The sequence below is a fragment of the Streptomyces sp. NPDC058457 genome (assembly GCF_042720695.1).
In the GTDB taxonomy this organism is placed as follows: Bacteria; Actinomycetota; Actinomycetes; order Streptomycetales; family Streptomycetaceae; genus Streptomyces.
On sequence record NZ_JBHXLU010000008.1, the window covers coordinates 17,698 to 43,818 of the forward strand.

A 26,121-nucleotide genomic window follows, 5' to 3' on the forward strand; every position below is an offset into this window, starting at 1 on the left:
GTCAGCTGGTCCAGAAGTCCCACCAGCGGGTCAGGATCAGCATGCCGATGATGCCGATGTGCAGGACCGGCAGCACCCAGGTGAACTCGCCGAAGAAGGACTTCAGCCAGTTCGGGGTCGGCAGGAAGCCCTTGCGGATGTTGAACGAGGTCACGTACCAGAACATGGTGATCGTGGCGACCCAGGCCAGCGAGCACCACAGGCAGAGCGCGTTGATCCGGTACAGGGACTGGAACTGCAGCCAGGTGCAGAAGGCCACGCCGAAGAGGGTGCCGAAGTTGAAGGTCAGCCAGTACCAGCGCGGGAAGCGGGCGCGGGCCAGCAGGCTCATGCCGACGCAGATCACGATGCCGTAGCAGACCAGGCCGAGCATCGGGTTCGGGAAGCCGAAGGCGGCGGCCTGCTTGGACTCCATGACGCTGCCGCAGGAGACCACCGGGTTGAGGCTGCACCCGGGGGTGAACGTCTTGCCCTCGACCTTGGCTTCCAGCAGCTTGAACTTGTCGATCGTGATGACCCAGGCGGCCAGCAGGCCGGCGGCGCCGGTGATGATCAGCAGCAGCGCGAAGGCGAGACTGCCGCCCTCGGTGCGCGGTGCCGCGGAGGCGTGCTCGGGCTCGGGCTCGGTGGAGACGTCCTTGACTGTCGTCTTGCTCATCACGCCGATTCCGTCTGTTTGAGAGTTGGAACTTCTTCGGGCAGGGGCCATTGTGCCGCACGAGGCGCCCTGTCCACCGTTCGGTGGACATAAGGAAGTACGCACGATCGCCCCGGAGAGTTCGGTTCCGGCCGATGCCCGGGGTCATGGCAGCGCACGGATACGAACCCGGGCATCCGGTGGGGCGTGGTCCTGGGCGCGGACCCGGCGTCGGGCACACGCGCGTGGCGGTCCCGGGTCGGTTTCGTCCGGCAGGGCGAATCGGCACCCGCCGAGTTGACGGTCCGCGAGACGGTACGGCACCTCGCGCACTACTGCCCGAGGCCGCGCGAGTGATGGACGGACAGGGGCGGCGGGGGCGGTGAACACCCCGGCGCCGCCCCGGCCGACCCCTCACCGGCCGCTCAGCCCAGCCGGGACTCCAGCTCCGCCACGATCTCGTTCACGCCGATCGCCGACTGCTCGCCGGACTCCATGTCCTTCAGCTGGACGACGCCGTCGGCGAGGTCCCGTTCGCCGGCGACGATCGTGTAGCGGGCGCCGCTGCGGTTGGCGTTCTTCATGGCGCCCTTGAGCCCCTTGGCGCCGTAGGAGAAGTCCGCCGCGATGCCGACCCGGCGCAGCTCCGTGACCTTGGCGAAGAGGACGCGACGCGCCTCCTCGCCGAGCGGTACCGCGAAGACGCTGGTGGCGGACGGGATGTCGAGTTCGACGCCCTCCGCCTCCAGCGCCAGGACCGTGCGGTCGACGCCCAGCGCCCAGCCGACGGACGGGAGCGCCGGGCCGCCGATCATCTCGGAGAGGCCGTCGTAGCGGCCGCCGCCGCCCACCGCGGACTGGGAGCCCAGGCCGTCGTGGACGAACTCGAAGGTGGTGCGGGTGTAGTAGTCGAGGCCGCGGACCAGCTTCGGGTCGTCCTCGAAGGAGACGCCCGCGGCCGTGATCAGCTCACGGACCTCCTCGTGGTACGCCTTGCAGGCGTCGCAGAGGTAGTCGCGCAGGAGCGGGGCGTCGCCCAGTTGTTTCTGGACCGACTCCCGCTTGTCGTCCAGGATGCGCAGCGGGTTGATCTCGGCCCGGCGCAGGGTGTCCTCGTCCAGGTCCAGGCCGCGCAGGAAGTCCTGGAGTGCCGCGCGGTACACCGGACGGCACTCCTTGTCGCCGAGGCTGTTGAGCAGGATGCGGAAGTTGCTCAGGCCCAGCGATCGGTACGCCTGGTCGGCCAGGATGATCAACTCGGCGTCCAGGGCCGGGTCCTCGGCACCGATCGCCTCGGCACCGACCTGTGAGAAGTGGCGGTAACGGCCCTTCTGCGGGCGCTCGTAGCGGTAGTACGAGCCGGAGTACCAGAGCTTGACGGGGAGGTTCCCGGCCTTGTGGAGGTTGGCCTCCAGAGCCGCGCGCAGGACGGAGGCGGTGCCCTCGGGGCGCAGCGCCAGCCGGTCGCCGCCCTTGGTCTCGAAGGCGTACATCTCCTTGGTGACGATGTCGGTGGACTCGCCGACACCGCGCGCGAAGAGCTCGACGTTCTCGAAGCCCGGGGTCTCGATGTAGCCGTAGCCGGAGTTGCGCAGCGGGGCGGCGATCGCCTCGCGGACGGCCAGGTACTTGGCGCTCTCCGGCGGGATCAGGTCGTACGTGCCCTTGGGGGCCTGAAAGGTGCTCACGGAAGTTCTCGTCACATTCCTCGTCGGGGAGCGTCGGCTTGCGCTCCCTGGCCGGCGGCCACCTGCCGCAGATAGGGATTGGTGGCGCGCTCCTGACCGATGGTCGTCTGGGGCCCGTGGCCGGACAGCACCACGGTGGAGTCGTCGAGCGGCAGGCACACACGGGCCAGCGACAGCAGCATGTCGTCCATGGAGCCGCCCGGCAGGTCCGTGCGTCCGATGGAGCCGGCGAAGAGCAGATCGCCCGAGAAGAAGACCGAGGGGATCTCGGCCGTCTCCGGCATCTGGAAGGCCACCGACCCCCTGGTATGGCCCGGCGCGTGCGCGACGGAGAACTCCAGTCCGGCCAGCGCGAGTTGCGCGCCGTCGGTCAGTTCCTTCACCTCGTCCGGCTCCCCCACCGTCAGCTCGCCCATCAGCGGCATGCCGATGGACCGGCCGAGCGCCTTCTCGGGGTCGCTCATCATGTACCGGTCCTCGGGGTGGATCCAGGCCGGTACGTCGTGCGCACCGCACACGGGGACGACCGAGGCCACGTGGTCGATGTGGCCATGGGTGAGGACGACTGCGACGGGCTTGAGCCGATGCTTCTTCAGTGCTTCCTCGACGCCTTCGGCGGCCTGGTGGCCGGGGTCGATGATCACGCACTCCTCACCGGCGGCGGGGGCGACGAGATAACAGTTCGTCCCCCAGGCCCCGGCGGGGAACCCGGCAATGAGCACGATCGTCCTTCGTTGTGTCGATTCGGGTGGCCACAAGCTGTGGCCCAGAGCCTACCGGCGCTGCCGTTTCCTCAGCGAACCCATATACGGTACGGGGCTACACGCAGTGGTCGGCTCACACAGCGCACAGGACGCACGCGTACCGGTCGACATATACGACACGCATGAGGAGAGAACCCGGTGGTCACCCAGGAGCAGCGGCGGCGTCAGCTCGCCCGGGAGAAGTTCTTGCGGCAGCAGCAGCGGCGTACCAGCGCACGCCGCAAGGCACGCATGCGCAACTCCGTGATCGCGTCCGTGCTCGGCGTGATCGTGATCGGCAGCGTCGCGCTGTACACGACCGGCGTGCTGAAGAACGACGACAAGGCGAACGCCAGCTCGGAGACGACGCCCAGCGCCACGCCCAGCGCCAGCAAGGCGCCGGACCCGTGCGAGAAGGCCGCGGCCGGCAAGGTCCAGAAGCTGAGCTGGAAGAAGGAGCCGGCGATGACGATCGACACGTCCGCCGACTACACCCTCAAGCTGGCGACGACGTGCGGTGACATCGGCATCGCACTCAAGACGTCGGCGGCCCCGCACACCGTGAACTCGTTCGACTTCCTCGCGTCGAAGGGCTACTTCGACCACACGAAGTGCCACCGGCTCACCACCAACGGCATCTACGTGCTGCAGTGCGGCGACCCGACGGGCACCGGAAGCGGCGGTCCCGGGTACACGATCCCCGACGAGAACCTGAAGGACAAAAGCCTGAAGGGCGGCATCTACCCGGCGGGTACGGTCGCGATGGCCAACACGGGCCAGAAGCACACCGGTGGCAGCCAGTTCTTCCTGGTCTACCAGGACAGCCAGTTGCCGGCCAGCTACACCCCGTTCGGCACTGTTGACGCCGCCGGACTGAAGGTCCTGAAGAAAATCGCCGCCGCGGGTGAGAACACTGGCCAGGGCGACGGAGCCCCCAACGCAACGGTCGTGATCAACAAGGCCACGGTCACGAAATCCTGACCACCAACTGCGAAATTTCGGTCGCGCGGGATGCGGACAGGCAACCCGCCGGTCGCCTATGTTGGCCGTGACGAAACTGTGGACGATGCCCGGGGGCGCTGAGGCCCCTCGCGGGCATCATGTGGAGGAGGCGCTGTGAGCAGCGACCCGTGGGGCCGCGTCGACGAGACGGGGACCGTGTACGTGCGTACGGCCGACGGCGAGCAGGTCGTCGGTTCCTGGCAGGCCGGCTCCCCCGATGAGGCGCTGGCCTACTTCGAGCGCAAGTACGAGGGCCTGGTTGTCGAGATCGGCCTCCTCGAGAAGCGAGTACAGACCACCGACCTGTCCGCGAAGGACGCCCAGGTCGCCATCGACCACCTGCGCGAGCAGGTGGAGGCGCACCACGCGGTCGGTGATCTGGAGGCGCTGCGGGCCCGGCTCGGCGAGCTGGTGAAGACCGTCGACTCGCGTCGCGAGGAGCGTCGGGCACAGCGTGCCAAGCAGTCCGACGAGGCTCGCCAGGCCAAGGAGGACCTGGTAGTCGAGGCGGAGCAGCTGGCGCAGTCCGACCAGTGGCGGGCGGCCGGGGAGCGGCTGCGGTCCCTGGTGGACACCTGGAAGGGCCTGCCGCGTCTCGACCGCAAGTCGGACGACGAGCTGTGGCACCGCTTCTCGCACGCCCGGTCGGCCTTCTCCAAGCGGCGCAAGGCGCACTTCGCGCAGCTCGACGCGCAGCGCGAGGACGCCCGCAAGGCCAAGGAGAAGCTGGTCGCCGAGGCGGAGTCGCTGTCGGACTCGACGGACTGGGGTCCGACGGCCGCGCGCTACCGCGAGCTGATGTCGGAGTGGAAGGCCGCCGGCCGTGCCCAGCGCGAGCACGAGGACGACCTGTGGAACCGCTTCCGCGGCGCCCAGGACGTGTTCTTCGCGGCGCGCGGGTCCGCCTTCGCCGAGCGGGACGCGGAGCAGACCGAGAACCTCAAGCTGAAGGAGGAGCTGGCCGCCGAGGCCGAGAAGCTCCTGCCGATCAGCGACCTGAAGGCCGCGCGGTCCGCCTTCCGCTCGATCAACGAGCGGTGGGAGGCCATCGGCCACGTGCCGCGCGACGCGCGTCCGAAGGTCGAGGGCCGGATGCACACGGTCGACCGGGCCATCCAGGAGGCCGAGGAGGCCGAGTGGCGGCGGACCAACCCGGAGGCACGCGCGCGTGCCGCGGGTCTGACCGGCCAGCTGCAGGCGGCCGTGGACAAGCTGGGGGCGCAGATCGAGCAGGCCCGAGCCCAGGGCAACGCGTCGAAGGCGGAGAAGCTGGAGCGTGAGCTGGAGGGTCGCCAGGCGCTCCTGGACCAGGCTCTGAAGGGCCTCCAGGAGTTCGGCGGCTAGATTCCCCCTGACACCGAGAGGGGCCCCGTACACGGGGCCCCTCTCGTCGTATCCCATGCCTCGCTACGACCGGTTGCGCGCCGAGGTGACCCGGTAGACGTCGTACACGCCCTCCACGCCCCGTACGGCCTTCAGGACGTGGCCCAGGTGCTTGGGGTCGCCCATCTCGAAGGTGAAGCGGGAGGTGGCCACCCGGTCGCGGGAGGTCTGGACGGCCGCGGAGAGGATGTTGACGTGCTGGTCGGACAGGACGCGGGTGACGTCCGACAGCAGCCTGGAGCGGTCCAGGGCCTCGACCTGGATGGCGACCAGGAAGACCGAGGACTGGGTGGGCGCCCACTCGACGTCGAGGATGCGCTCGGGCTCGCGGGACAGTGACTCGACGTTGACACAGTCGCTGCGGTGAACCGATACACCGCTACCGCGCGTGACGAAGCCGATGATCGGATCGCCTGGCACCGGCGTACAGCAGCGGGCCAGCTTGACCCAGACGTCGTCGACGCCCTTGACGACCACACCGGGGTCCTGGCTGCTGCGCCGCTTGCTGCGGCGGCCGCGGGTCGGCGGGACCGCCTCGTCGATCTCCTCGGTGGCCGCCTCCTCGCCGCCGAGCGCCTGCACCAGCTTCTGCACGACGTTCTGCGCGGCCACATGGCCCTCGCCGATCGCCGCGTACAGCGAGGAGATGTCCGGGTAGCGCATCTCGTGCGCCAGCGTGACCAGCGAGTCGCCGGTGAGGATGCGCTGGATCGGCAGGTTCTGCTTGCGCATCGCGCGGACGATGGCGTCCTTGCCCTGCTCGATCGCCTCGTCCCGGCGCTCCTTGGAGAACCAGCCGCGGATCTTGTTGCGGGCGCGCGGGGACTTGACGAAGCCGAGCCAGTCGCGGGAGGGGCCGGCGCCGGGTGCCTTGGAGGTGAAGACCTCGACCAGGTCGCCGTTGTCCAGGGTCGATTCGAGCGGCACCAGGCGGCCGTTGACCCGTGCGCCTATCGTCCGGTGGCCGACCTCGGTGTGGACGGCGTACGCGAAGTCGACGGGGGTGGCCCCGGCCGGAAGCGCTATGACGTCGCCCTTGGGCGTGAAGACGAAGACCTCGTTGCGGGACAGGTCGAAGCGCAGGGACTCCAGGAACTCGCTGGGGTCCTCGGTCTCCTTCTGCCAGTCCAGCAACTGCCGCAGCCACGCCATGTCGTTGAGATGGTCGTCCTTGCCCTTGCCGGACGACTTCGGCACGTCGGTGCGGACCTTGGAGGCGCCGGCGACGGCCTCCTGCTTGTACTTCCAGTGCGCGGCGATGCCGTACTCGGCGCGGCGGTGCATGTCGAACGTGCGGATCTGGAGTTCGACCGGCTTGCCGTTGGGGCCGATGACCGTCGTGTGCAGCGACTGGTACATGTTGAACTTGGGCATCGCGATGTAGTCCTTGAAGCGCCCCGGAACCGGGTTCCAGCGCGCGTGGACGGTGCCCAGGGCCGCGTAGCAGTCGCGGACGGTGTCCACCAGGACGCGGATGCCCACCAGGTCGTAGATCTCCGCGAAGTCCCGGCCGCGGACGATCATCTTCTGGTAGACGCTGTAGTAGTGCTTCGGGCGGCCGGTGACGGTCGCCTTGATGCGGGCGGCGCGCAGGTCGGCCTGGACCTCGTCGGTCACTATGGCCAGGTATTCGTCGCGCTTCGGGGCGCGCTCGGCGACCAGCCGGACGATCTCGTCGTACATCTTGGGGTAGAGGATCGCGAACGCGAGGTCCTCCAGTTCCCACTTGATGGTGTTCATGCCCAGGCGATGGGCGAGCGGCGCGTAGATCTCCAGGGTCTCGCGCGCCTTCTTCTCCTGCTTCTCGCGCTTGAGGTAGCGCATGGTGCGCATGTTGTGCAGGCGGTCGGCGAGCTTGATGACCAGGACGCGCGGGTCCTTGGCCATGGCGACGACCATCTTGCGCACGGTCTCGGCCTGCGCGGCCTCGCCGAACTTGACCTTGTCCAGCTTGGTGACGCCGTCGACGAGCAGTGCGACGACGTCACCGAAGTCGCGGCGCAGGTCCTCCAGGCCGTACTCGGTGTCCTCGACGGTGTCGTGCAGCAGGCCCGCCATCAGGGTGGCCGGGTCCATGCCCAGCTCGGCGAGGATGGTGGTCACCGCGAGCGGGTGCGTGATGTACGGGTCGCCGCTCTTGCGCTTCTGGCCGCGGTGCCAGCGCTCGGCGACCTGGTAGGCGCGCTCGATCTGGCGCAGGGTGGCGTTCTCGATCTTGGGGTCGTTGCTGCGGACTATGCGCAGCAGCGGCTCCAGGACCGGGTTGTACGGGTTCGCGCGCTGCACACCGAGGCGGGCGAGGCGGGCGCGGACTCGGTTGGAGGAGCCGGAGCGTGCGGGCTGGCCCGCGTTCGGGCGGACCGCGGGCGCCGTTTCGGGGTGCTCGGGCGGGGCCGGCTTGGGACGCGACTGCTCGGCCGACTTGTCGACGGGCGCGGACTGGGCGTGCTCCACCGGCCCGCGGGCGTCGTTCGTCGCGTGCGGCGTGCTCGGCGCGGGCTTGTCCGCAGCCGCCGAGCCGGACTCGGGCTTGGCGGCGGTCAGGTGCTGGGCCTCGTCTGGCAAGAGGACTCCTCGTGCGCGATCCGGGTCCCCCAGTCAGGCCCCGGACAACCATGGTAGCGATCCGGCCGCCACCGAACGTGCGGAGCCTGTCCGGACTGCCGACGCGGACCATCGGAACCTGCGGAATCAACTGACCAATATGCGGGATTTGCCCCTTCAGCGGAAAGTCGCCAATTAAACCAATTAAGCAGGGCAAGAAAGCGGAAGCAACTAATTCCGTTGACTCGAACATCAGACGCCACATAAGATCAACTTCGACCAGAAGCGGAAGAATTGACCACATTTCCGCTTCGAAAAAACAGAAACGGGACAGAGCATGAAGATACTCGGCAAGGCAGTGGCGGCCGCGGCCCTGACGGCGGGCCTGAGTGCGGCTTTCGCACTTCCCGCGCAGGCTGCCACCGTGACCCCGATGTCCACGCACCGGGGCAGCGTGCCGTGCTTCAACTGGTCGTGGGCCGACGGGACCTCCACGACGACCATCTACTACCACAACACCTGCGACACGACGCAGCACCTGTGCGTCTGGTGGAAGGACGGCCAGGAGAACAACCTGCATCGCATCACCGCCGCGGCCGATGAGAAGGGTCACCTCAAGGAGCCCGGCACCATCAAATCCCAGGACATCGAGAACTGCTGATTTCGCAGTCCGCCGGATGGCCTGAATAAGCGCGGAAAAAACGAAGCAGCCCCGAGTGCGAACACGTCGCACTCGGGGCTGCTTCGTTCCCGGAACTCTGCTCAGACCGTGAGTACGGCCTCAAGGGGGGCTCCCCCGAGCGCCGGTTCCAGGCGAGCCCGGCCGCCCAGGAACCCCAGCTCCATGAGGACGGCGAGACCCGCGACCTCGGCGCCCGCCCGGCGGATGAGCTGGAGGGAGGCCTCCGCGGTGCCGCCGGTGGCGAGGACGTCGTCGACGACCATGACGCGGTCGCCCGCGGACAGGTCCTCCGCGTGCACCTCGATCTCGGCGGAGCCGTACTCCAGCTCGTACGCCTGGCGGAGGGTGGCTCCGGGGAGCTTGCCCGCCTTGCGTACGGGGATGAAGCCGAGCCCGGCGCGGACGGCGACCGGGGCGCCCAGGATGAAGCCCCGGGCCTCCAGGCCGACCACCTTGGTGGCGCCGGTGCGCTCGGCGATCTCCGCGAGGGCGTCGATGAGCGCGGTGAACGCCGCCGGGTCCGCAAGCAGCGGCGTGATGTCCTTGAACATCACGCCCTGCTCCGGGTAGTCCTCGACGTCCCGGATGCGGCTGAGCAGCAGCTCCTTGATGTCGGTCATCGGCGCTTCCCCGAGGGCCGGCCGCGGCCGCCCCGGTTACGGGACGCGGGCTGGTTACGCGGGCCGACGACGGCCGGAGCGGCGTCCTCGGGGTCCTCGGAACCGCCGACCCGGACCTCGGCCCTCTCCTCCTCGGCGGCGGCCTGGGCGCGCTTGGCCAGGACGCGCTTCTTCAGGGCCTTCATCTGCGGCTCGGCCTCCTTGAGGTCGGCGACGAGCGGCGTGGCGATGAAGATCGAGGAGTAGGCACCGGCGGCGAGGCCGACGAACAGCGACAGCGAGATGTCGTTGAGCGTGCCCGCGCCGAGGAAGCCACCGCCGATGAACAGCAGGCCCGCGACCGGCAGCAGTGCGACGACCGTGGTGTTGATCGAACGGACCAGGGTGCCGTTGATCGAGTGGTTGGCGATGTCGCTGTAGGTGAAGCGGGTCTGCTTGGTGATGTCCTTCGTCTGCTCCTTGAGGCTGTCGAAGACGACGACCGTGTCGTAGAGCGAGTAACCGAGGATCGTCAGCAGACCGATGACCGTGCCGGGCGTGACCTCGAAGCCGACCAGGGCGTAGATGCCCGTCGTAATGGTGATGTCGTGGATCAGCGCGACCAGGGCCGCGAGCGCCATCCGCCACTCGAAGGCGATCGCCAGGTAGATCACCACGAGGACCATGAAGACGCCGAGGCCTTCCCAGGCCTTGTTGGCGATCTCGTCACCCCAGCTCGGGCCGACCAGGTCGGAGTTGATGGACTCGGGGTCCACCTTCATGTCCGTGGCCAGCTTGGCCTTGGTCGCGTCCGACTTCGCGGTGTCCATGCCGGCGATCTGGATGCGCAGACCGCCCGTGCCGAGCTTCTGCACGACCGCGTCGTGGCCGGAGGCCTCCTTCGCGTAGGTCTCCGCCTGGGACACCGAGACACTGGTCTTGGAGGTGGTGAAGACGGCGCCGCCCTGGAAGTCGATGCCCATGTTCAGGCCGCGCACCGCCAGGCCGACGATGGCCGTGATGGTGATCAGGATGGAGACGCCGTACCAGATCCTGCGCTTGCCGACGAAGTCGTAGCTGATCTCGCCGCGGTGGAGTCGGGCGCCGAGGTTGCCGAGTTTCGACATCGCTCACGCTTCCTTCGGGTCGACAGGGCCGGCGACGGGACCGGCGGGACGGCGGGTGCGGCGCAGCGGGGCCTTGGCGCCCAGGCCCTTCGGGTCGAGGCCGGACCACTTGTGGCCGCTCGCGAAGAACTTACGCCGGGCGAGGAGCGTCATCAGCGGCTTGGTGAAGAAGAAGACGACGACCACGTCGAGCACGGTGGTCAGACCGAGAGTGAAGGCGAAGCCCTGGACCTTGCCGACGGTCACGATGAACAGCACGGCGGCGGCCAGGAACGACACGAAGTCGGACACCAGGATGGTGCGCCGGGCGCGCGGCCAGGCCCGCTCGACGGCGGGGCGCAGCGTGCGGCCCTCGCGGATCTCGTCCCGGATGCGTTCGAAGAACACGATGAACGAGTCCGCTGTGATACCGATCGCGACGATCGCACCGCAGACGGCCGGCAGGTTCAGCGCGAAGTGGATCGTGGGGCCGAGCAGCGACATGATCGTGTAGGTGAGGATCGCGGACACCAGCAGCGAGGGGATCGCGACGATCGACAGGCCGCGGTAGAAGGCCACCAGGTAGATGATGACCAGCGCGAGACCGATGGCACCGGCCAGCAGACCGGCGTGCAGCTGCTGGCCGCCGAGGGCCGCGGTGACGGTGGTGACGCTCTCCGTCCTGAAGGACAGCGGGAGCGCGCCGTACGACAGCACGTTGGCGAGGCTCTGGGCCTCTGTCTGGGTGAAGCTGCCGGAGATCTCCGCCGAGCCGCCGGTGATGGACTGGCTCACGGTCGGGCTGGAGACGACCTCGCCGTCGAGGACGATGCCGAACTCGTTCGTCGGCTGGGAGGCGTTCTTGGCGAGCTCGCCGGTGACGTCCGCGAACTTCTTGGCTCCGCCGGAGGTGAAGGTCATCTGGACCTGCCAGCCGGCGGCGCTCTGCGTGTCGTAGACGGCCTGGGCCTTCTTGACGTCGGTGCCGTCGACGCGGGCCGGGCCGAGCACGTACTTGTACCAGACGCCGGAGATCTGGCCGCAGGCCACGGTGGTGTCGGTCGGCTTGGCGTTCTTGCCGGCGGTGGCGCGCTGCGTGGCCTTGGAGCAGTCCAGCGCGGTGTACTCGGCCTCCAGCTTCGAGGCCGCGGCGGAGGCGCTTGCGGAAGCACTCGCGTCGGCCGACGAGGTGGCGGAGGGGCTCGCCGACGAGGAGGCGGACGCCGAGGACGACGGCGTGGAGCCGGCCTTCAGGGCGTCGGTGACCGCGCGGCCCTGCGAGGTGGCGGAGGACGACGGCGAGGCGGAGGACGACCCGGTCGCCTTCTCGGACGACGACGCGCTGCTCGACGGGGAGGCGCTCGGGGAGGCGCTGGAGCTGCCGCTGGCGGACGCGCTCGGGGAGGCGCTCGCCGCGGTGCCGGCGCTGGCCTCCTGGGCCAGGACCGGGCGGAAGTACAGCTTGGCGGTGGTGCCGACCTGCTGGCGGGCCTCTGCGGAGTTGGTGCCCTTGGGGATGTTGACGATGATGTTGCTGGTGCCTTGGGTCTGAACCTCCGTTTCGGACACGCCCAGACCGTTGACACGGCGGTTCATGATTTCGACCGCGGTGTTCATGTTGGTCTTGTTGATCGCGGACCCTTGGTCGGCCTTCGCCTGAAGCGTGATGCTCGTACCACCGGCCAGGTCGATACCGAGACGCGGAGTGGTGTTTCCGGAGGCGAACATTCCTCCGGTGAGCGCCACGATGGCGATCAGGATGAGGGCCAGCGAGCGCCCTGGCTTGCTCTGGGCGCTCGCGCTCCGGCCCCTCTTAGGTGCTGCCACCTTCTCGTACTCCCTCTCGGGCCGCCGCGCGCCTGGTCGGTGCGGTCGGCCATGACATGGTGTCGGGAACCCGTGCGGGAAACAGACGCGCCCGGGGCACGGGGTGCGCGTGGGACGCGCGCACCGCTCCCCGGGTCACGGCTACTTCGCGTCGGAGTCGCCGTCGGTCTTCTTCGGCTCTTCGTCAGCCTTCGCCTCGGCGGTCGCGGCCTCCTCGGCCGGTCCGTCGGTCTCGTCCTCCGCGTCCTCCGTCTTGTCCTCGGCGGCGTCCTTCTTCCCGAGGTCGACGGCCTTGTCGTCGGAGGCGGCGGCAGCGTCGGCGGACTCGCCGTCGGTCTCGGTGAGGGAGGAGGCGTCGTCCGGGACGACGTCGGCGTCGGACTTCAGGTCGTGCTCGACGCCGTGCACGATGCGGTTGTACTCGTCGTCCGTGAGGATGGCGCCGATCGCGTTCTTGGCGAAGAGGAGGTCGACGCCCGGGCCGGCGTCGAGGAGGACGGTGTCCTCGTTCACTTCCTTGACCGTCGCGTACATGCCCCCGATGGTGCGGACCCCGTTGCCGGGCTGGATCTCGTTCCGCATCTGCGTGGCCTGCTGCTGGCGCTTCCTGGTGGAACGCGTCATCAGGAACATGGCCGCGATGAGGACGATGAACACGAGAAGAGGCAAGCTATTCACGGGACGGAATTTCCTTCGCGCAGCCGCGGCGGTGAGCGGCCTGGATGATGGGGGTGTGGTCGGCGCCGCCCGCAAAGGCGGCATCGGCGGAGTCTAAGCGAGTCCGCGCGCATGGAACAACGTTCAGCATGGCACCTGGGTTCCTGGGCCCGCCAATGCCCCGCCGTCACGAAGCGATCACGTCTGCGGCCGGGGCCTGGTCGAAGGGCGCCGAGGCGTCCGGGCCGGGGCTGGGCGAATCCGGGCCGGTCCCAGGATACGGCGAACACTGCGCATTCCCGTCGGCAACGCCCCTGGCACCCGACCTGCACGGGGTCGGACCCGGACGTCCGCGGGGTCGGGACCCGGACGTGCGCTAGGTCGGGACCTGGACATCCACGGGCCGCTCGGTGCGGGTTCTGACGGGTGTGGCAGGACGCCGGACCGGGCTTGCGTCGCCGGGCCGCCCGCCGCCGAGGGCAGCGGAAGCGGCGGACCTCCGCATGGGATGGGATCCCGTGCGCAGGTCCGGCGTGACGCACCGTGGTGGTTCCGCGGGACGGCCGGGCCGTCGCCGCGTCGGTGTCAGGTGCCGAACAGATCCTGCTGGCCGGTTCCGCCCGCCGCGCCGCGCGGGGCGGTCAGGCCCAGGTGGGCCCAGGCGGCGGGGGTGGCGACGCGGCCGCGCGGGGTGCGGGCCAGCAGGCCCTCGCGGACCAGGAAGGGCTCGGCGACCTCCTCGACCGTCTCGCGCTCCTCCCCCACCGCCACCGCAAGCGTCGACAGGCCGACCGGGCCGCCGCCGAACAGCTTGAGCAGCGCCTCCAGGACGGCGCGGTCCAGCCGGTCCAGGCCGCGCTCGTCCACCTCGTAGACGGCGAGCGCCGCGTGCGCGATCTCGCGCGTGATCAGCCCGTCCGCCTTGACCTGGGCGTAGTCGCGGACCCGGCGCAGCAGCCGGTTGGCGATACGGGGCGTGCCGCGCGAGCGGCCGGCGATCTCTGCGGCACCGGCCGGCTCGATCTCGACGTCCAGCAGATTCGCCGAGCGGTGCACGACCCGCTCCAGCTCGCGGGGTTCGTAGAACTCCATGTGCGCGGTGAAGCCGAAGCGGTCGCGCAACGGGGGCGGCAGCAGGCCCGCGCGCGTGGTGGCGCCGACCAGGGTGAACGGCGGCAGTTCGAGGGGGATGGCGGTGGCACCCGGCCCCTTGCCGACGATCACGTCGACCCGGAAGTCCTCCATCGCCATATACAGCATCTCCTCGGCGGGCCGCGACATCCGGTGGATCTCGTCGAGGAAGAGCACCTCGCCCTCCTGGAGGGAGGAGAGGATCGCGGCCAGGTCGCCGGCGTGCTGGATGGCGGGGCCCGAGGTGATGCGGATCGGGGCGCCCATCTCGGCCGCGATGATCATGGAGAGGGTGGTCTTGCCCAGGCCGGGGGCGCCGGAGAGCAGCACGTGGTCGGCGGTGGCGCCACGCGCGCGTGCGGCGCGCAGCACCAGGTCGAGCTGCTCGCGGACCTTCTCCTGGCCGATGAACTCGCCCAGGTCCTTGGGGCGCAGGGCGGCCTCGACGGCCTGGTCCTCACGGTCGGCGACGGCGCCCACCAGCCGCTCCGCGTCGGCGCCGGTGTCGGTCGGGTCGTCCCAGTTCATAAGTGATGTGCCTCAGCGGTGGTGGGGTCAGCGGGCGCGGTTGAGGGTCTGCAGAGCCGCCTTGAGCAGCTGGCCGACCTGGGGCGGGCCCCCGGCGGCCTCGGCCTGCGGGGCGACGGCGGTGACGGCCTCGTCGGCCTCCCGGGTCGCGTAGCCGAGCCCGATCAGGGCGGCGTGCAGCTGATCTCGCCAGCCCTGGGTGACCGGGGCGCCGATCGCGGGGGCGCCGACGGGTTCGCCGAGCCGATCCTTCAGTTCGATGAGCAGCTTCTGCGCGCCCTTCTTGCCGATGCCGGGGACGGCGATCAGCGCCTTCTCGTCACCTGTGGCGACCGCGCGGCGCAGCGCGTCGGGGCTGTGCACGGCGAGCATCGCCTGGGCGAGCCGCGGGCCGACACCGCTGGCGGTCTGCAGCAGCTCGAAGACCTGGCGCTCGTCGTCGTCGACGAACCCGTACAGCGTGAGCGAGTCCTCGCGGACGACCAGGGAGGTGGCCAGCTTGGCCTGCTGGCCCATGCGCAGCCCGGACAGGGTGTTCGGGCTGCACTGGACGGCGATGCCGATCCCGCCCACCTCGACGACCGCGGAGTCCGGGGCGAGGGCGGCGACCGGGCCGCTGACGAAGGCGATCATGCCGTACGGCCTTTCGTTGCGTTGGCTGCGTGCAGGGCGACGGCCTGCTGGAGTCGGTTCTGTGCGGGGGCGCGCCAGATGTGGCAGATGGCGAGCGCGAGGGCGTCGGCGGCGTCGGCGGGCTTGGGCGGGGCGCTCAGTCTGAGCAGCCGGGTGACCATGGCGCCGACCTGGGCCTTGTCTGCGCGTCCGGAGCCGGTGACGGCGGCCTTGACCTCGCTGGGGGTGTGCAGGGCGACGGGGATGCCCCGGCGGGCGGCGCACAGCATGGCGACGGCGCTGGCCTGGGCGGTGCCCATCACGGTCCGTACGTTGTGCTGGCTGAACACCCGCTCCACGGCGACGGATTCGGGCCGGTGCTCGTCCAGCCACTGCTCGATGCCCTGCTCGATGGCGACGAGGCGATGACCGAGCTCGGCGTCCACCGGCGTCCGTACGACCCCCACGGCGACCATGGTGAGCGGCCGCCCGGCGACGCCCTCGACGACACCGACACCGCATCGGGTCAGCCCGGGATCCACCCCCAGTACGCGCACCGCGCCCCCTCCCTTCGGTCTCCCCCAGCTATCGCTGGGAGGTGCCCCCAGTTTGTGCAGGCTAGCGGGTGCCACCGACAACGGCCGACATGACGACGGGCCGACGGGTGTGTCCCGTCGGCCCGCTCGGTCGGCTCAGCCCGCGGCAGCGTTACGCGTCGACCTTCTCCATGACCTCGTCGCTCACGTCGAAGTTGGCGAAGACGTTCTGCACGTCGTCGCTGTCCTCGAGGGCGTCGATCAGCTTGAAGATCTTCTTGGCGCCGTCCTCGTCCAGCTCGACCTGCATGGTCGGGACGAAGTTGGCCTCGGCGGAGTCGTAGTCGATCCCGGCGTCCTGGAGGGCGGTGCGGACGGCGACCATGTCGGTGGCCTCGCTGATCACCTCGAAGGACTCACCCAGGTCGTTGACCTCCTCGGCGCCCGCATCGAGGACGGCACCCAGGACGTCGTCCTCGGACAGCTCGCCCTTGGGGACGATCACGACGCCCTTGCGGTTGAAGAGGTACGACACCGAGCCCGGGTCGGCCATGTTGCCGCCGTTGCGGGTCATGGCGACGCGGACGTCGGAGGCGGCGCGGTTGCGGTTGTCGGTGAGGCACTCGATGAGCACCGCGACGCCGTTCGGACCGTAGCCCTCGTACATGATCGTCTCGTAGTCGGCGCCACCGGCCTCGAGACCACCGCCGCGCTTGACCGCGGAGTCGATGTTCTTGTTCGGGACCGACTGCTTCTTCGCCTTCTGGATGGCGTCGTAGAGAGTCGGGTTGCCCTCGATGTCGACGCCGCCCATACGGGCCGCCACCTCGATGTTCTTGATCAGCTTCGCGAAGAGCTTGCCGCGCTTGGCATCGATCACGGCCTTCTTGTGCTTCGTCGTAGCCCATTTAGAGTGGCCGGACATCTGCCTGTCTCCTTCGCGTAACCCATCCAAACAACGAACGCCAGAGATCCTACTAGGACTCGGTCGCCCGGTTCGCGTGCACCATGTCGACGAACAGGGCGTGCACACGGTGGTCGCCGGTCAGTTCCGGGTGGAACGACGTGGCGAGCGCGTTGCCCTGGCGGACCGCGACGATGTGGCCGTCGTGCTCGGCGACCACCTCGGCCGCGGCGCCGACGGACTCGACCCAGGGGGCGCGGATGAAGACGCCCTCTACAGGATCGCCGTCGATCCCGCGCACGTCGACCGCCGCCTCGAACGACTCGTTCTGCCGCCCGAAGGCGTTGCGGCGCACGATCATGTCGATGCCGCCGATGGTCTCCTGGCCCGAGCGCGGGTCGAGGATCTTGTCGGCGAGCATGATCATGCCGGCGCAGGTGCCGTAGACGGGCATGCCGGCCCGCACGCGCGCGCGGAGGGGCTCCATCACGCCGAACAGGACGGCCAGCTTGGAGATGGTGGTGGACTCGCCGCCGGGGATGACGAGGCCGTCCACCTCGGCGAGTTCCTCGGGGCGCCTGACCGGCCTGGCCACGGCGTCGGCCGCGGCCAGGGCGATGAGGTGCTCCCGTACGTCGCCCTGGAGGGCCAGGACGCCTATGACAGGTGCGTCGGTCATGTGTGAGAAACCCTTTGGCCTTACCAGCCGCGGTTGGCGTAGCGCTCGGCCTCGGGGAGGGTGTCGCAGTTGATGCCGACCATGGCCTCGCCGAGGTTGCGGGACGCGTCCGCGATGATCTTCGGGTCGTCGTAGAAGGTGGTCGCCTTGACGATGGCGGCGGCGCGCTTGGCCGGGTCGCCGGACTTGAAGATGCCGGAGCCGACGAAGACGCCCTCGGCGCCGAGCTGGCGCATCAGGGCCGCGTCGGCCGGGGTGGCGACGCCGCCGGCGGAGAACAGCACCACGGGGAGCTTGCCGAGCTCGGCGACCTCCTTGACCAGCTCGTAGGGGGCGCGCAGCTCCTTGGCGGCGGCGTACAGCTCGTTGTTGTCGCAGCCGCGCAGCTTGGCGATCTCGGCCTTGATCTGGCGCAGGTGGCGGACGGCCTCGACGACGTTGCCGGTGCCGGCCTCGCCCTTGGAGCGGATCATGGCCGCGCCCTCGGCGATCCGGCGCAGGGCCTCACCGAGGTTGGTGGCACCGCAGACGAAGGGGGTGGTGAAGGCCCACTTGTCGGAGTGGTTGACCTCGTCGGCCGGGGTGAGGACCTCGGACTCGTCGATGTAGTCGACGCCGAGCGACTGCAGGACCTGGGCCTCGACGAAGTGACCGATCCGGGACTTGGCCATGACCGGGATCGACACGGCCTCGATGATGCCCTCGATCATGTCCGGGTCGGACATCCGGGCCACGCCGCCGTCCTTGCGGATGTCCGCCGGGACCCGCTCCAGGGCCATCACGGCGACGGCGCCCGCGTCCTCGGCGATCTTCGCCTGCTCCGGCGTGACGACGTCCATGATCACGCCGCCCTTGAGCTGCTCGGCCATGCCGCGCTTCACGCGGGCGGTGCCGGTCTCGGGGGTCTGGTTCTCGATGGTGGACACGGGTGACCTCACTCGCTGAAAGAGGGTTTCTGCAAACACCGAGGAAACGCGAGTGGACCAGGCCACAGCAAGGGCCAATGGGTAGCCGGTGGATCGTTTTCCGGTCAGGCCGTGCGCTCGACCAGCGCGGCGGGCGGTTCGTCGTCCATCTCGAAGGCCAGCGGGAAGGGGGCGTGTCCGGCCAGCCGGAACCAGCGGACCTTGCGGTGTTCGCGCAGCCGGCGGGCCGCGCCGACGGCGTCGTTGTGGAAGCGGCGGGCCATCGGGACCCGGCGTACGGCCTCGGCCAGCTCGCCGGCGGCGGCCTCGCCGCCGGGGGCCTCCCGGACCTCCTCGACCTGCTGCGGGTCCTCGAAGACCGCACGCAGGGCCTGGCTCAGCTCGCTCTCGGCGACCTCCCGCTGTTCCTCCTCGGCCTGCCGGGCGGCGTGCGCGGCCTCGTACAGCACGATCGAGGAGGCCGGATCCAGCACCCCCGAGGTCGCCAGCTCCTGGGCCACGGAGGCGCGCCGCAGCAGCTGGGCGTCGAGAGCGGCCCGGGCGGCGTCGATCCGGGCGTGCAGCCGGTCCAGCCGGCCGGCGGTCCAACTGAGGTACAGGCCGGTCACCACGAGGGCGGCGAGAATCCAGAGCGTCCAGACGAGCGTTGCGGTCACGGGCGGAACGCTATAGGAAGCGCCCGCCACAGCGCCCCGTCAGGGGCGCGGGGCCGTATCCGATATGCGGCTACCGCCGCGTGGGCGCGACCAGCCACGACGGCGCCGCAGACGGCAAACGGCCCTCCCGGCGAAGCGCTCAGTCCCGCGCCAGCCCGAACCTCGCGCGCAGTCCCGACCGCTCGTCGGCCGCCACCGCCGCCGCGCCCGCGGTCACCGTCTCGTAGACGGACAGGATGTCCGCACCCACGGTGGACCAGTCGAAGCGACGTACGTGCACGCTGCCGCGTGCGCGCAGCCCGGCCCGGCGCTCCGGGTCCTCCAGGAGCCGTACCGCCGCTTCGGCCAGCGCGTCCGCGTCCTCGTTGGCGAAGAGCTCGCCCGCCGCCCCCTGGTCCAGGACCTGGGCGAAGGCGTCGAGGTCGGAGGCGAGGACGGGAGCGCCGGCGGACAGGGCCTCCACCAGGATTATCCCGAAGCTCTCGCCCCCCGTGTTGGGCGCGATGTACAGGTCGAGACTGCGCAGGAAGCGGGCCTTGTCCTCGTCGCTGACCATGCCGAGGAACTCGACGCGGGAGCGCACTTCGGCGGGGAGGGACTCGACCGCGGCCTCCTCGTCGCCCCGGCCGGCCACCAGGAGCCGGGTCTGCGGGCGGGCGGCGAGGATCTTGGGCAGGGCCTTCATCAGGACCGGGAGGCCCTTGCGGGGCTCGTCGATGCGGCCGACGAAGCCGATCGTGTCGCCCTGCCACTCGGGCCGCGGCTCGGCCTTGGCGAAGAAGTCGACGTCCACGCCGTTGGGGATCACGACGGCGTCCCCGCCGAGGTGCTCCACCAGGGTGCGGCGGGCGTACTCGCTGACCGCGATCCGGGCGCTGATCTTCTCCAGGGCGGCCTGGAGGATCGAGTACGCGGCGATCATCGCGCGGGAGCGCGGGTTGGAGGTGTGGAAGGTCGCCACCATCGGGCCCTGGGCCGCCCAGCAGGTCAGCAGGCCGAGGGACGGGGAGGTCGGCTCGTGGATGTGGACCACGTCGAACGCGCCGTCGTGCAGCCAGCGGCGCACCCGCGCGGCGGACAGGAAGCCGAAGTTGAGGCGGGCCACCGAGCCGTTGTAGGGCACCGGGACCGCGCGGCCCGCGGAGACGACGTAGGGCGGCAGCGGGGTGTCGTCGTCGGCGGGGGCCAGGACGGAGACGTCGTGGCCGTGGCGGATGAAGTACTCGGCGAGGTCGCGGATGTGGAACTGGACGCCACCCGGGACGTCCCAGGAGTAGGGGCAGACGATGCCGATCCTCACGACGGCCCCTTCGCGGGGTCCAGGTCGGCGAGCCACAAGCGCTGCAGCATGTGCCAGTCCTCCGGATGGTCGGCGATCCCGGTGGCGAAGGCGTCGGCCAGCGCCTGTGTCATGACAGACGTCTTCGCGGCCTTGTCACCTGACTCGGGTACCTCGATCGGGGCGTGGACGCGGCCCTTCATGACGGGGGTGTCGTCGTACCAGAGCGTCACGGGCAGGAGGATCGCGCCGGTCTGCTGGGCCAGCAGGGCGGGTCCGGCGGGCATCCGCGCGGTGTCGCCGAAGAAGCCGACCTCGATGCCGGAGGCGGACAGGTCGCGGTCGGCGACCAGGCAGACCAGGCCGCCGTCGCGCAGCCTGCGGGCCAGGGTGCCGAAGGCGGTGCCGCCGCTGTGCGGCAGGACCTCCATGCCGAGGCCCTCGCGGTAGGCGACGAAGCGGTCGTACAGCGTCTCGGGCCTGAGCCGCTCGGCGACCGTGGTGAACGGGGTCTTCAGCTCGGTGGTGACCCAGGCGCCGGCCAGGTCCCAGTTGGCCAGGTGCGGCAGCGCGAGGATCACACCGCGGTCGGAGGCGAGGCCGTCGGTGAGGTGGTGGACGTCCTTGGGGACGAAGCCGGTGCGGATCCGTTCCTCGCTCCAGGACGGCAGCCGGAAGGACTCCATCCAGTAGCGCAGATACGACCGCATCCCCGCGCGCGAGAGCTCGCGCAGCCGCTCCGGGCTCGCGTCGGGCCGCACGCGCGCGTAGTTGGACTCAAGGCGCTGGACACCCTTGCCGCGCTGCCGCCAGGCGAGGTCCGCGACGGAGTTGCCGAGGCGCACGGCGACCGGCTCGGGGAGCTTCTTGACGGTGCTCCAGCCGAGACCGTACAGAGCGTCGGTGAGCCGGTCGGCGGCGCTCACTGCGCGGCCTCGCTCCCGTGGGAGGCCTTCTCCCGCTCGGCCGCGGCCTCCGCCTCGGCGGACTCCCTGCGGACCGTGACGACCCGCTGGACCAGGGTGACCAGGCTGCCCACGGCGACGATCCACAGGGCGATCGGCAGCAGGATCTGGATGCCCGGGACACCGAACTTGTGCAAGCCGGCCAGACCGGCCGCCACCAGCGAGATCACCAGGCGCTCGGCGCGCTCCACGAGCCCGTTGACGGCCACCGGCAGCCCGATGGACTCGCCGCGCGCCTTGGTGTACGACACCACCTGGCCGCTGGCCAGGCAGAAGATGGAGACGGCGCACAGGACGTTGTTGTCGCCGTTGCCCGCGTACCAGAGGGCGAAGCCGCCGAAGATGGCGCCGTCGGCGACCCGGTCCAGGGTGGAGTCCAGGAAGGCGCCCCAGCGGCTGGTGCGGCCCAGCTGGCGGGCCATGTTGCCGTCCACCAGGTCCGAGAACACGAAGAGCGTGATCACGATCGTGCCCCAGAAGAACTCGCCCCGGGGGAAGAAGACCAGCGCGCCCGCGACCACTCCGGCCGTGCCGAGGAGCGTGACCGTGTCCGGGCTCACGCCCCGGCGGATGAGAAACGCGGCGAACGGTGTGAGGACACGCGTGAAGAATGCACGCGCGTACTTGTTCAGCATGGCCTTCCTGACGGTCGTTGCGCCGTGCGGCCCCTGCTGGCCACCCCGGCTGGCCCATCGTAGCCACGCGCGCGTGTGTGCGACGGGTGGGCACTCGCAGTGGGGACCGGCCGCCGGGCCGGAAGGGTCCCGGGAGCACGATCACGTCCTTCGTATGGACGCACCGTGACGGGAGTGGAAAGCTCGAATAACCGCGGGCGTCATCGGAGCCGCCACCGCACGCGGCGCCATGCTCGCCCGCGCCCACAGAGACCTCACCGTGCACGGGAGGCAAAACCATGGGCGACAAGGTCAAGGAACACCCCGGAGCCGCCGGCAGGGCAATGGCGGCCGACCACCCCGCGTCTGTACGGAATGTGGTGCTGGTCGGCCACTCCGGATCGGGCAAGACCACATTGGTGGAGGCTCTCGCGCTGACCGCGGGAGCGGTGAACCGGGCGGGCCGGGTGGAGGACGGCGGAACCGTCTCGGACTACGACGACATCGAGCACCGGCAGCAGCGCTCCGTACAGCTGTCGCTGGTACCGGTCGAATGGAACGGATTCAAGATCAACATCCTGGACACCCCGGGATACGCCGACTTCGTCGGTGAGCTGAGGGCCGGTCTGCGCGCCGCGGACGCGGCCCTCTTCGTCGTCTCCGCCTCGGACGGAGTGGACGGCTCGACCCGGATGGTGTGGGAGGAGTGCGCGGCCGTCGGGATGCCGCGGGCGATCGTCGTCACGCACCTGGAGGCCGCCCGCGCGGACTTCGCGGAGATGACCCGGGTGTGCGCCGAGGCGTTCGGCGCCGACGACCCCGACGCCGTGCTCCCGCTCTACCTGCCGCTGTACGGGCCGCAGGGTCCGGACGGGCACGCGCCGGTGTCCGGTCTTGTCGGACTGCTCACGCAGAAGCTGTTCGACTACTCCACCGGCGAGCGCAAGGAGTCCGAGCCGGGCCCCGACCAGCTGCCGGACATCGAGGAGGCCCGCAACCGGCTCATCGAGGGGATCATCTCGGAGAGCGAGGACGAGACGCTCATGGACCGCTATCTGGGCGGCGAGCAGATCGACCTCAAGACGCTGATCGAGGACCTGGAGCGGGCCGTGGCACGCGGGGCCTTCTTCCCCGTCCTGGCCGCCGCCCCGGCCGCCGACGGCGCCCGCCAGGGTCTCGGCACGGTCGAGCTGCTGGAACTGGTCACCGGTGGTTTCCCGACGCCGTTCGAGCACCCCACGCCCGGAGTCACCACCATCGACGGCACCCCGCGCGAGATCAAGCCGTGCGACACCGGCGGCCCGCTGGTCGCCGAGGTGGTGAAGACCGCCTCCGACCCGTACGTCGGCCGGGTCTCGCTGGTCCGGGTCTTCTCCGGCACGCTGCGCCCCGACGAGACGGTCCATGTCTCCGGGCACGGCCTCGGCGACCGCGGCCACGAGGACCACGACGTCGACGAGAAGATCGGCGCCCTGTCCACACCGTTCGGCAAACAGCAGCGGCCGGTCACGCATGTCATCGCCGGTGACCTCGCGTGCGTGGCGAAACTCGGCCGCGCGGAGACCGGGGACACCCTCTCCGGCAAGGACGACCCGCTGCTCATGGAGCCGTGGGAGATGCCCGACCCGTTGCTGCCGCTCGCCATCGAGGCGCACAGCAAGGCGGACGAGGACAAGCTCTCCCAGGGCCTGTCCCGCCTTGTCGCCGAGGACCCGACCATGCGCCTCGAACAGAACCAGGACACCCACCAGGTGGTGCTGTGGTGCCTCGGGGAGGCGCACGCGGACGTCGCGCTGGAGCGGCTGCGCAGCAGGTACGGCGTCCAGGTCGACGTCGTACCGCACAAGGTGTCCCTGCGGGAGACGTTCGCCGGCCGGTCCGCCGGGCGGGGCCGGCACGTCAAGCAGTCCGGCGGACACGGGCAGTTCGCGATCTGCGAGATCGAGGTGGAACCGCTGCCGGGCGGCTCCGGCATCGAGTTCGTCGACAAGGTGGTCGGCGGCGCGGTGCCCCGGCAGTTCATCCCGTCCGTCGAGAAGGGCATCAGGGCCCAGGCCACCAAGGGGGTCGCCGCCGGCTACCAGCTGGTGGACGTGCGGGTCACGCTGCTCGACGGCAAGGCGCACTCGGTGGACTCCTCCGACGCCGCCTTCCAGACGGCGGGCGCACTGGCCCTGCGGGAAGCCGCGGCGGACGCGAAGATCCATCTCCTCGAACCGGTGGCCGAGGTGTCCGTGCTGGTCGGCGACGACTACGTGGGCGCGGTGATGAGCGACCTGTCCGGACGGCGCGGCCGGGTGCTCGGCACCGAGCAGACCAGCGGCGGACGCACCCTTGTCAGGGCCGAGGTACCGGAGTTCGAGATCGGCCGGTACGCGGTCGACCTGCGCTCCCTCTCGCACGGCACGGCCCGGTTCAGCCGCTCCTACGCACGGCACGAACCGATGCCACCGCAGATCGCCGAGAAGATTCGCGAACAGGCCAAAGAGACCTCCTAGTTGGTCTCGCGGTGGACAACGGGGGACGGCAACGGCCGACAACGGTCGGCAACGGGATCGTCCGGCGGGCGGCTTCGGCCGTCCGCCGACGGTCTGTCGGTGGCTGGAGATACCCTGAGTACTTGATCAACAGGTGTGCGGAGTACGGAAGTCGGGAAGGCCGCAGAAGCGGGACGGCGGCAAGTGGGGGCGGGAATGAGCTTCGAGGACTTCTTCGGGCCACAGGTGCCCAGGCCGGGCGGCGAGGCGCAGGCACCGACCTACGCCCTGGCCTCGGCGGCCTACCGGGACACACCGATGGAGGAGATCAAGAAGGCCGACAACGAGTGGCACCAGTCCACGGTCAGCGAGGGCCGCAAGTGGGCGAAGATATTCCGGCCCAACTTCGGTGAGGCGTACTCCCAGGCGGTCATCGACCGCATGCTGGGCGTCGGCCGCAAGCCGCTCATCCAGTCCTTCGGCAGCGAACCGCAGGTGGTCGTCGAGCACTGCCTCGCGGCCAACCGCATCCGCAAGGAACGCGACCAGCGGCTGACCGCCGTCATGTTCCTGTGCGGCGTGCTGTTCCTGCCCGGCCTGGTGGTCTGGTTGCTGGTCTTCCAGCTCCGGGCGACCATGCTGAAGGCCGACAACAAGCGGGTCTCCGGGCTCGGCAGCGCCTTGCTGGCCGCCGTCGGCGTCGTCGCGGTGATCTTCCTGATCCGGATGCCGCTCACCGGCTTCTGGGGATGGTACGCGCGCGGCTGCATCGTGCTCCCCGTCGCCGGCTGGTACCTGGCCAAGCGGCTCTGCGAGCGCACCGCGAAGGACCTGCGCGAGGCCTGGGACGGCCTGCTGTCCGGCGGCAGCGTCGGCGCGAAGGTCCCCGAGGCGGTGCCGACCAGCCCCGACCAGGCCGCGGCCGAGCAGCTGCGCCAGTCCCTGGCCCGGCTCAGTGCCGAGCAGCAGTCCAACTCGGTCTTCTACGCCGGCCCCAAGGGCATACTCGGCATGGGCACCCGCTGGGGCTCCTGGCACCTCGCGGAGGAGCTGGTCCCGCTCGATCCGGTCAAGGGCGTCCACGAGTTCCGCGCCTGGACGGTCGTCCGGGAGATCGAGAAGGAGCTGAGCGTGCTGCACCGGCAGCACCTGAAGACCGGCGGCTTCCCGGAACCGCAGGTCAAGCACTGGATCGTCACCCATGTCGGAGAGGGCGCCAAGGCGGTCTCCAGGCCCGAGGGGACCGACTACAAGGTGGGGCCCGCCGACGTCGAGCGGATCTGCAACAGCAACCACTTCGACAAGGGGGAACGGCACTACCTGGGCGTGCAGTGGCCGTACCTGTGGGACGGCGGTCTGATCATCACGATGATGACCACCGTGACCGTGCTGAAGGAGACCCTGCGGATCGAGGTCACCGGACACGCCCTCGGCCCGGTCAACGGCTTCTTCAGCGGCAAGCCCGAGGCGCCCACCAAGACGGTCGCCAAGACCGTCCGGTTCTGGGAGACCCGGACCGTCAAGCTGCCCCTGGTCACCCCGGACGAGGTGGTCCGGCTGGCCGCGCGGGCGATGATCAGCTGGTATCCGCCGCTGCTGAAGTGGCTCGGCGGCTCCATAGGCCTGCCCGAGCCGTTCGGCCTCCGGCACGCCTGGGCCGACCAGCCCTGGAAGCACCGCTTCATGGCCGACGACGCGCTGCGCGCGGCCACCCCGGTGCTCCGGGCGGTGCACCGGGCCGCGTTCACCGTGCTCAAGGAGCACGACGTCAACATGGACAAGTTCAACTCGCGGGCGGGAGCGCTCAGCGGGTCGGTCCAGGACGCGTCGCCGAAGAAGGCGGACACCTACGACGCGTGAGCCCCGGCGGTTCGGCCGAAGGAGCGGGTGCGGGCACCGGCCCCTGGGGGCCGCCGCCCCCAGTCCCTCGCTTCGGCCTGGAGGGC

At 70.1% G+C, this 26,121-nt stretch carries 22 protein-coding genes and 2 pseudogenes; 6 read left to right on the forward strand and 18 right to left on the reverse strand.

What is annotated here, in order from left to right:
* Position 1 precedes the first annotated feature (1 nt).
* A complete protein-coding gene (locus ACFWPS_RS09105; RefSeq protein WP_383702670.1) occupies positions 2 to 658 on the reverse strand; it encodes a vitamin K epoxide reductase family protein in 657 nt (218 codons plus the stop codon).
* Between the two features lie 189 nt (positions 659 to 847).
* On the opposite strand from ACFWPS_RS09105, the pseudogene ACFWPS_RS09110 reads away from it, so the two are divergent.
* A pseudogene (locus ACFWPS_RS09110) lies at positions 848 to 991 on the forward strand (ABC transporter ATP-binding protein); the annotation flags it as partial.
* Positions 992 to 1,062: 71 nt separating this feature from the next.
* Here ACFWPS_RS09110 and hisS read toward each other — a convergent pair.
* Both hisS and ACFWPS_RS09120 read right to left on the reverse strand, forming a co-directional pair.
* Positions 1,063 to 2,325, reverse strand: coding sequence for a histidine--tRNA ligase (gene hisS / locus ACFWPS_RS09115; protein WP_383702672.1), 1,263 nt, complete (start codon positions 2,323 to 2,325; stop codon positions 1,063 to 1,065).
* Between the two features lie 11 nt (positions 2,326 to 2,336).
* A complete protein-coding gene (locus ACFWPS_RS09120) occupies positions 2,337 to 3,047 on the reverse strand; it encodes an MBL fold metallo-hydrolase (protein WP_383702674.1) in 711 nt (236 codons plus the stop codon).
* Between the two features lie 180 nt (positions 3,048 to 3,227).
* Between ACFWPS_RS09120 and ACFWPS_RS09125 the strand changes: the two genes are divergently transcribed.
* Entirely contained in the window at positions 3,228 to 4,049 is an 822-nt protein-coding gene (locus ACFWPS_RS09125) for a peptidylprolyl isomerase (protein WP_383702676.1), read from the forward strand.
* A gap of 135 nt (positions 4,050 to 4,184) precedes the next feature.
* A complete protein-coding gene (locus ACFWPS_RS09130; protein ID WP_383702678.1) occupies positions 4,185 to 5,414 on the forward strand; it encodes a DUF349 domain-containing protein in 1,230 nt (409 codons plus the stop codon).
* 63 nt (positions 5,415 to 5,477) lie between these two features.
* Here the strand turns inward: ACFWPS_RS09130 and ACFWPS_RS09135 are convergent, their stop codons facing one another.
* Positions 5,478 to 8,018, reverse strand: a complete 2,541-nt coding sequence (locus ACFWPS_RS09135; protein ID WP_383702680.1) for a RelA/SpoT family protein — start codon at positions 8,016 to 8,018, stop codon at positions 5,478 to 5,480.
* Positions 8,019 to 8,334: 316 nt separating this feature from the next.
* Here ACFWPS_RS09135 and ACFWPS_RS09140 point away from each other — a divergent pair, with 316 nt between their 5' ends.
* Entirely contained in the window at positions 8,335 to 8,658 is a 324-nt protein-coding gene (locus ACFWPS_RS09140; RefSeq protein WP_383702681.1) for a hypothetical protein, read from the forward strand.
* A gap of 101 nt (positions 8,659 to 8,759) precedes the next feature.
* Here ACFWPS_RS09140 and ACFWPS_RS09145 read toward each other — a convergent pair whose 3' ends face one another.
* The 14 genes and pseudogenes from ACFWPS_RS09145 to pgsA form a co-directional block, all read right to left on the reverse strand.
* Positions 8,760 to 9,299, reverse strand: a complete 540-nt coding sequence (locus ACFWPS_RS09145) for an adenine phosphoribosyltransferase (RefSeq protein ID WP_383702684.1) — start codon at positions 9,297 to 9,299, stop codon at positions 8,760 to 8,762.
* The gene (gene secF / locus ACFWPS_RS09150; protein ID WP_383702686.1) at positions 9,296 to 10,405 is read right to left on the reverse strand and encodes a protein translocase subunit SecF; all 1,110 of its coding nucleotides are present in this window, start codon (positions 10,403 to 10,405) and stop codon (positions 9,296 to 9,298) included. Before secF ends, ACFWPS_RS09145 begins: the two co-directional genes overlap by 4 nt.
* Positions 10,406 to 10,408: 3 nt before the next feature.
* Positions 10,409 to 12,211 (reverse strand): protein translocase subunit SecD, encoded by a 1,803-nt coding sequence (secD, locus tag ACFWPS_RS09155; protein WP_383702689.1) that lies wholly within the window; start codon positions 12,209 to 12,211, stop codon positions 10,409 to 10,411.
* 141 nt (positions 12,212 to 12,352) lie between these two features.
* A complete protein-coding gene (gene yajC / locus ACFWPS_RS09160; RefSeq protein ID WP_383702692.1) occupies positions 12,353 to 12,889 on the reverse strand; it encodes a preprotein translocase subunit YajC in 537 nt (178 codons plus the stop codon).
* A gap of 564 nt (positions 12,890 to 13,453) precedes the next feature.
* Entirely contained in the window at positions 13,454 to 14,527 is a 1,074-nt protein-coding gene (ruvB, locus tag ACFWPS_RS09165; RefSeq protein ID WP_351960524.1) for a Holliday junction branch migration DNA helicase RuvB, read from the reverse strand.
* 27 nt (positions 14,528 to 14,554) lie between these two features.
* Positions 14,555 to 15,160, reverse strand: coding sequence for a Holliday junction branch migration protein RuvA (gene ruvA, locus ACFWPS_RS09170; protein ID WP_383702694.1), 606 nt, complete (start codon positions 15,158 to 15,160; stop codon positions 14,555 to 14,557).
* Positions 15,157 to 15,696, reverse strand: coding sequence for a crossover junction endodeoxyribonuclease RuvC (ruvC, locus tag ACFWPS_RS09175; protein ID WP_383702696.1), 540 nt, complete (start codon positions 15,694 to 15,696; stop codon positions 15,157 to 15,159). Before ruvC ends, ruvA begins: the two co-directional genes overlap by 4 nt.
* 151 nt (positions 15,697 to 15,847) lie before the next feature.
* Positions 15,848 to 16,600, reverse strand: coding sequence for a YebC/PmpR family DNA-binding transcriptional regulator (locus tag ACFWPS_RS09180; protein ID WP_383702698.1), 753 nt, complete (start codon positions 16,598 to 16,600; stop codon positions 15,848 to 15,850).
* 52 nt (positions 16,601 to 16,652) lie between these two features.
* A complete protein-coding gene (gene pdxT, locus ACFWPS_RS09185) occupies positions 16,653 to 17,258 on the reverse strand; it encodes a pyridoxal 5'-phosphate synthase glutaminase subunit PdxT (RefSeq protein ID WP_383702700.1) in 606 nt (201 codons plus the stop codon).
* 20 nt (positions 17,259 to 17,278) lie between these two features.
* The gene (gene pdxS, locus ACFWPS_RS09190; protein ID WP_383702702.1) at positions 17,279 to 18,184 is read right to left on the reverse strand and encodes a pyridoxal 5'-phosphate synthase lyase subunit PdxS; all 906 of its coding nucleotides are present in this window, start codon (positions 18,182 to 18,184) and stop codon (positions 17,279 to 17,281) included.
* Positions 18,185 to 18,288: 104 nt separating this feature from the next.
* Positions 18,289 to 18,840, reverse strand: a complete 552-nt coding sequence (locus ACFWPS_RS09195) for a hypothetical protein (protein WP_383702704.1) — start codon at positions 18,838 to 18,840, stop codon at positions 18,289 to 18,291.
* A 139-nt stretch (positions 18,841 to 18,979) separates the two neighbouring features.
* Positions 18,980 to 20,140: a glycosyltransferase family 4 protein gene (locus ACFWPS_RS09200; protein WP_383702706.1), complete on the reverse strand. Its 1,161-nt coding sequence runs from the start codon at positions 20,138 to 20,140 to the stop codon at positions 18,980 to 18,982.
* The gene (locus tag ACFWPS_RS09205; RefSeq protein WP_383702708.1) at positions 20,137 to 21,045 is read right to left on the reverse strand and encodes a phosphatidylinositol mannoside acyltransferase; all 909 of its coding nucleotides are present in this window, start codon (positions 21,043 to 21,045) and stop codon (positions 20,137 to 20,139) included. The genes ACFWPS_RS09200 and ACFWPS_RS09205 overlap by 4 nt, the downstream gene beginning before the upstream one ends.
* A pseudogene (gene pgsA / locus ACFWPS_RS09210) lies at positions 21,042 to 21,777 on the reverse strand (phosphatidylinositol phosphate synthase). The gene ACFWPS_RS09205 and the pseudogene pgsA overlap by 4 nt, the downstream one beginning before the upstream one ends.
* A 220-nt stretch (positions 21,778 to 21,997) precedes the next feature.
* On the opposite strand from pgsA, the gene ACFWPS_RS09215 reads away from it, so the two are divergent.
* Positions 21,998 to 24,196, forward strand: a complete 2,199-nt coding sequence (locus ACFWPS_RS09215) for an elongation factor G-like protein EF-G2 (protein ID WP_383702710.1) — start codon at positions 21,998 to 22,000, stop codon at positions 24,194 to 24,196.
* A 195-nt stretch (positions 24,197 to 24,391) separates the two neighbouring features.
* Positions 24,392 to 26,035, forward strand: coding sequence for a hypothetical protein (locus tag ACFWPS_RS09220; protein WP_383702711.1), 1,644 nt, complete (start codon positions 24,392 to 24,394; stop codon positions 26,033 to 26,035).
* The last annotated feature ends 86 nt before the right edge of the window (positions 26,036 to 26,121 follow it).